6 protein-coding genes are annotated in these 5,506 nt (G+C 70.5%); 2 read left to right on the top strand and 4 right to left on the bottom strand.

Annotated elements, in window-relative coordinates; all coding sequences use genetic code 11:
* Positions 1 to 185: 185 nt before the first annotated feature.
* Positions 186 to 737 (bottom strand): ATP-binding transcription factor AbmR, encoded by a 552-nt coding sequence (gene abmR, locus ACNFOC_RS50350; protein WP_416965690.1) that lies wholly within the window; start codon positions 735 to 737, stop codon positions 186 to 188.
* Between the two features lie 359 nt (positions 738 to 1,096).
* Between abmR and ACNFOC_RS50355 the strand changes: the two genes are divergently transcribed.
* On the top strand, positions 1,097 to 1,534 hold the full coding sequence (locus ACNFOC_RS50355; protein WP_416965691.1) for a protease inhibitor: 438 nt from the start codon (positions 1,097 to 1,099) through the stop codon (positions 1,532 to 1,534).
* A 135-nt stretch (positions 1,535 to 1,669) separates the two neighbouring features.
* On the opposite strand, the gene ACNFOC_RS50360 is transcribed toward ACNFOC_RS50355, so the two are convergent.
* Positions 1,670 to 2,050: an STAS domain-containing protein gene (locus tag ACNFOC_RS50360; protein WP_416965692.1), complete on the bottom strand. Its 381-nt coding sequence runs from the start codon at positions 2,048 to 2,050 to the stop codon at positions 1,670 to 1,672.
* A gap of 253 nt (positions 2,051 to 2,303) precedes the next feature.
* Positions 2,304 to 3,806 (bottom strand): MFS transporter, encoded by a 1,503-nt coding sequence (locus ACNFOC_RS50365; RefSeq protein ID WP_416965693.1) that lies wholly within the window; start codon positions 3,804 to 3,806, stop codon positions 2,304 to 2,306.
* 123 nt (positions 3,807 to 3,929) lie between these two features.
* Here ACNFOC_RS50365 and ACNFOC_RS50370 point away from each other — a divergent pair, with 123 nt between their 5' ends.
* On the top strand, positions 3,930 to 4,754 hold the full coding sequence (locus ACNFOC_RS50370) for an alpha/beta fold hydrolase (protein WP_416965694.1): 825 nt from the start codon (positions 3,930 to 3,932) through the stop codon (positions 4,752 to 4,754).
* On the opposite strand, the gene ACNFOC_RS50375 is transcribed toward ACNFOC_RS50370, so the two are convergent.
* Positions 4,748 to 5,329, bottom strand: coding sequence for a TetR/AcrR family transcriptional regulator (locus ACNFOC_RS50375; RefSeq protein ID WP_416965695.1), 582 nt, complete (start codon positions 5,327 to 5,329; stop codon positions 4,748 to 4,750). The genes ACNFOC_RS50370 and ACNFOC_RS50375 overlap by 7 nt on opposite strands.
* Positions 5,330 to 5,506: the final 177 nt, after the last annotated feature.

Here is a 5,506-nt window from a genome sequence, read left to right on the forward strand (position 1 = left end):
CGGCGGTGGAGCGCGTTGTGGCGCGGTGGCGGAGTGGACGGCCGTTCACGCGCGCGGGGTGGGCGGGGTGAGCGGATGCCGTCCTCAGGCGGTCTGCCGACGTTATGGCGGGCCGTGTCACCCGCACCAGAGGACGGTTCATCCATCTTCCGTGCCGTGGGTGGAGGAATCATCCACCGCTGTTCCTATGCGCTGTCGCCCGGGGCGTCCTCCGGTTCGGCGTCGGGGCCCTGGGCGCGGACCCGCTGGACGTGTTCGAGGGAGTCGCGCAGTTCGCTGAGCCAGTCGTCGGTGTGGCGCTGGACGAGGCGGACGCACCAGGCGAGCGCGTCACTGCGGCTGCGGGCCACGCCGGCGGCGATGAGGGTGTCGAGGACCTGGCGCTCGGGCTGGCGCAGCCGGGTCATGACGGGCGCGGCGATGTGCGTGAACAGGGATCGCTCCCCGGCGCACTCCACACCCCACGAGACCTTCCTGCGGAACCGGTGCTCGGCCTCGCGCGCGAGGGCGATCCGGGTCTCCCGAGTGCGCTCGCGGTACTCCTGTACCCGGCCCTGGACGGCCGCCTCCTTCTCGGCGTCCGAGACGCCCTCGGCGAGCTTGGGCGCGGGGATGCGGCCGATCACGGTGACCTCCTCGCGGTCGACCGTGACCTCGACCAGCTCCTCGAACAGGTCGTCGGGCAGACGGCCGGTGAACCAGCCGCGAAGCTTCTCCTGCTGCTCTGTCGTAATCATGTAATGACGATTACTCGCGAGCGGAGCGAAGGCAAGGGGCTGCGGCGGAGTGCGCCGAGAGCTGAAGCGGAATGTTTCGGGACTGTTTCAGGACGATTGGCGAACACGGGTAAACCGGCCATCCGACCTGATCCGGCGATCAAGAACCGCGTGGTTACGGGGTTCGCGCGTTCGAATTCTGTGACTTCACGCCACTGATTCAACACGCAAGGTTACTGAAACCTGTGGGTGGGATGTGAGTTTCCGCGACGGACTCGGCAGAGTGGCGCCCGCCGGTCCAGCACCGACCGAGCGGGGCCGGCACCTCTTCGAACCGATCGTTCCGTGATCGGTTCGCATCGAGCGGAAGGATGCACACAATGCGGAACACCGCACGCTGGGCAGCGACCCTGGGTCTGACGGCCACCGCCGTCTGCGGGCCCCTGACCGGGTCCGCCCTCGCCGCCCACGGAGCCGGCCCGTCCGCGCTCTACGCCCCCTCGGCCCTGGTGCTCACCATGGGCCACGGCGACGCCGCCGCCCTCGCCACACCGGAACGCGCGGTGACCCTCACCTGCGCGCCCACCTCCTCGGGCACCCACCCGGCCGCCGCCCAGGCCTGCGCCGAACTGCGCGGCGTCGGGGGCGACTTCGACGCCCTGTCGGCCCGGGACGACGTGCTCTGCAACAAGCTCTACCGCCCCGTCGTCGTCACGATCGACGGTGTCTGGCAGGGCAGACGCGTCTCCTACGAGCGCGTCTTCTCCAACGAGTGCGTGAAGGACTCCTACGGACACGGAGGCGTCTTCACGTTCTGAGAGACCGGGACCGCACGGTCTCCGTGAGCAACAGGGAGGGTCCGTAGCTGGGGAGTGCGTACCCCTGTCGCGGAGCACTGCGGTCCCGCACCAGGGGTCGGCCGGGCGGTGTGGGGTCGCCCGTGCCGGCCCCTGTCATCGTTGTGGCCTCTCCGCCTGCGAGGGCAGCACGCGCAGCGGCGGAAAGCGGCCGAGCAGCCCCGAGGCACGCAACAGCCGGTCGATGCGCGGCCCGTCCGAGACGATCCGCAGCCGGCCGCCCCGTTCCCTGGCCCGCCGCTCGGCCCGGCACAGGACACGCAGCCCCGAGCAGTCGAAGAACTCGACGGGCCGCAGATCCACCAGCACGTCGGGCTCCGCGACCGCCGTCGCGGCGTCCAGATGTTCTACGACGAGGTCGGCCGTCGCCATGTCGATCTCGCCCGACACCTCGACCACCGTGAAGGGGCCCCGCGACCGCGTACGGGCACAGGAGTTGGCGGCAGGCCTGTCGCGTTCGTCCGCTTCGGCTGTCATGGCCGCTCCACCTCGGCATGGGGCGCATTGGATCTCGGTAGCTACCCCGGAGAGGTCCAGGCCATCCCTGAACTGGCCGCCCGCAAGATCTAGTTCACTCGACATGGTGAATTCCGGTCCGAAAGGTTGACTTTCTGTCAGTAAGCGCTCGCGATCGGGCGACTGTGCTCGGAGCGAGCGGTGAAGAGGGGCCGCCGTCTCCCTGCGGACGGCGACCCCTCGGTCTGTGCGGCTCAGGCTCGGGCGAGGCCGGTCACATGTGGACGACCGGTGCCGCGTCCGCGTCCTGCTGCGGGACCCCGCGACGGTAGAGCGCGAACGCGATCAGCGTGCCCGCGGCGAAGAAGCCCGCCGACCACCAGAACGCGGTGGTGTAGCTCTCGATCGTCGCCTGCGCCTGGACCAGCTTGCTGGACGCGTCCTTCCCGGCCAGGTAGTCGGTCGCGGCGCTCGCGGCCAGCGTGTTCAGCAGCGCCGTACCGATCGAACCGCCCACCTGCTGCATGGCGTTGACCGTCGCCGAGGCGACACCCGCGTCCTCGGCGGCCACACCGCCCGTGGCGAGCTGCATCGCGGGCGGCATCACCATGCCGAGGCCCGCGCCGATCACGATCAGCTGCGGCAGGACGTGGGTCGCGTAGGACGAGCTGGTCCCGATGTCGGTCAGCCAGGCCATGCCGACCATGGCGATGGCGAAGCCCAGCGGAATGACGACCTTCGGGCCGAGACGCGGCACGAGCATCGTGGTGCCGATCTGCGCCATGACCATCAGGGCGCCGATCATCGGCAGGAACGCGACACCGGTCTTGGTGGGGCTGAAGCCGAGGTTCAGCTGGAGGTAGTAGGTGAGGAAGAGGAACACGCCGAACATGCCCGCACCGGTGATCAGCACGGCGAGGAACGAGGCGCCCCGGTCGCGGTCGAGCAGGATGCGCAACGGCAGCAGCGGGTGCGCGGCGCGGTTCTGCCACCAGGCGAAGGCGGCGAGCAGCAGACCGCCCGCGATCAGGAAGCCCCAGGTCTGGGGTGAACTCCAGTCGTGCGTCTCGGCGTTGGAGAAGCCGTAGACGAGGGAGAAGAGACCGCCGGCGACCAGGACCGTGCCCGGCACGTCCAGCTTGGAGCCCGCGGCGTCACGGTGGTTGCTGAGCAGGACCCAGCCGCCGGCGAAGGCGACGAAGGCGATGGCGACGTTGACGTAGAGCGTCCAGCGCCAGTCGAAGGCATCGGTCAGCACACCGCCGAGCAGCAGACCCACCGCGCCACCGGCGCCGGCGATGGCGCCGTAGACGCTGAAGGCCCTGGCGCGCTCGCGGGCGTCGGTGAACGTCGTGTTGAGCAGGGAGAGCGCGGCCGGTGCGAGCAGTGCGCCCGCGACACCCTGGAGGGCGCGTGCGGTGACCAGCATCTCGAAGCTGGTGGCGGCGCCGCCGAGCGCGGAGGCGGCGGCGAATCCGACGACGCCGACGAGGAAGGCGGTCTTGCGGCCGAACAGGTCGGCGATGCGGCCGCCGAGCAGCAGCAGGGAGGCGAACGCCAGGGCGTACGCGGTGACGATCCACTGCCGGTTGCCGTCGGAGAAGCCGAGGTCCTGCTGGGCCGACGGCAGGGCGATGTTCACGATGGTGGCGTCGAGGACCACCATCAGCTGAGCTACGGCGACGATCGCGAGGATCCACCACCGCTTGGAGGAGGACGCGGACTGCGCCTCCCCGGCACCCGACCGGGTGTCTTCGGTCAATGTCTTCTGGGACATCGGGAACCACTCCAGGGAAGTCGTTCGGGGTTTACCAAAACGTAAACGAAACGGTTTCGTACACATGGAGAGTAGAGCACTTTCAGCGAAACGGCAACGTTTCGCTGAGGGCGGGGAGCGGGCATGCGCAGTGGCGTCTTCGAGGTCGACGGGGCCGGGCTGTACTACGAGGTGCGCGGCTCCGGACCGGCGCTGTTGATGATCGGCGGGGCCGGGGGAGACGCCGGCTACTACGACGGCATCGCCGCGGCCCTTTCCGACGCATTCATGGTGATCTCGTACGACCGACGCGGCAACTCGCGGGCGCCGATGGAACTCACCGTGCAGGCCGCCGACGCCCGCGCGCTCATCGACGGGTTGGCCGGCGGCCGGGCGCTGGTCTTCGGCAACAGCGGGGGCGCGATCATCGGCCTCACGCCGGCCGCGCTGCACCCGGAGGTGATGGCGGGCCTCATCGCCCACGAACCCCCCGCCGTGAACGTCCTGCCCGACGGCGACCCCGGGCGCGGCTTCTTCGCCGAACTGGCCGCACTCCACGAGCGGGGCGGGGTGCCCGCGGCCGGCCGCCGGTTCGCGGAGACGACACGCGGCAAGGGGGCGTACCGCTGGCCCGCCGACCTCTGGAAGCGGTTCCTCGGGAACCAGGACCACCTCTTCGGCACGGAGTGGCCCGGCTTCGCCGCCTTCACGCCCGACGAGACCGCGCTCAAGTCGGCGCCGTTTCCTGTGGTGTTGGGGGCGGGCGCGGAGGGCCGCGGTACGTACTACGCCCGGCCGTCGATCGAGATCGCCCGCCGGATCGGCGTGCCGTGGGTCGAATTCCCCGTCATCCACATGGAGTTCCTACGCGACCCGGACCGATTCGCGGCGGCGGTAAGGGTGTTGGTGACCCAGATGCGCAGCCGCGACGGTCACGTCCCGGAACTCTGGCAGGGCACCGCTCAGTGAGAACCGAGCAGCTCCGCGACCAACACCCGCCGCAGCCACGCCCGATAGTGGTCCGGCGTCCAACTCCGGTGCCTGCGCAGGAGTTGATGCATGTGCGGTGAGGCGAGGGCGTAGAGCGTGTCGGCGGCGGTGCGCGCGTCGAGGCCCGGGCGGAGGGTTCCGCGCTCCTGAAGTGCCGTGGCCAGGGCGAGATGTACGCCGTACGTCGCCTCGGTGCCGGCGTCGGCGGAGGCCCGCATGTCCGGGTCGGCGCCGGCCGCCTCGACGGTCATCATGATCAGGTCGCCGGCGCGTTCCAGCAGGTCGGTCATCTGGTCGACGGTGCGGCCGATGGCGCGCTCGGGGTCGGGCTCCTCCCGGATCGCCAGGGTCTCGGGGCGTTCCGGGACGGCGACCGGCTCCTCGTCACCGGCGAGCGTGACGCCCAGGGTGTGCCCGAACAGTGCGGCCTTGGTGGGGAACGCGTCGTACAGCGTGCGCTCGCCGACACCGGCCGGCGCCGCCACCTCCTTCATCCGCGTGCCCGTGTACCCCTTCTCAGTGAGGAGCCGGGCGGCGGCTTCAAGGTCACCCATGAGTCCCCGGACGCGGACGGCGTCGTGCGCGGAGTGGCGGGGGAGGTCCCGGAACTCGGCGACTCCATGCTCTGCCCGCGGGTCAACTCCGAGGCGGCGCACGGCTGTCGGGGCTTCGACCCGGACGGCCTCGACCTGCACCTGTACAGCTGGGCGGCGCACGGGGTGGATCACGGG

It is taken from the genome of Streptomyces colwelliae (genome assembly GCF_048158785.1).
In the GTDB taxonomy this organism is placed as follows: Bacteria; Actinomycetota; Actinomycetes; order Streptomycetales; family Streptomycetaceae; genus Streptomyces.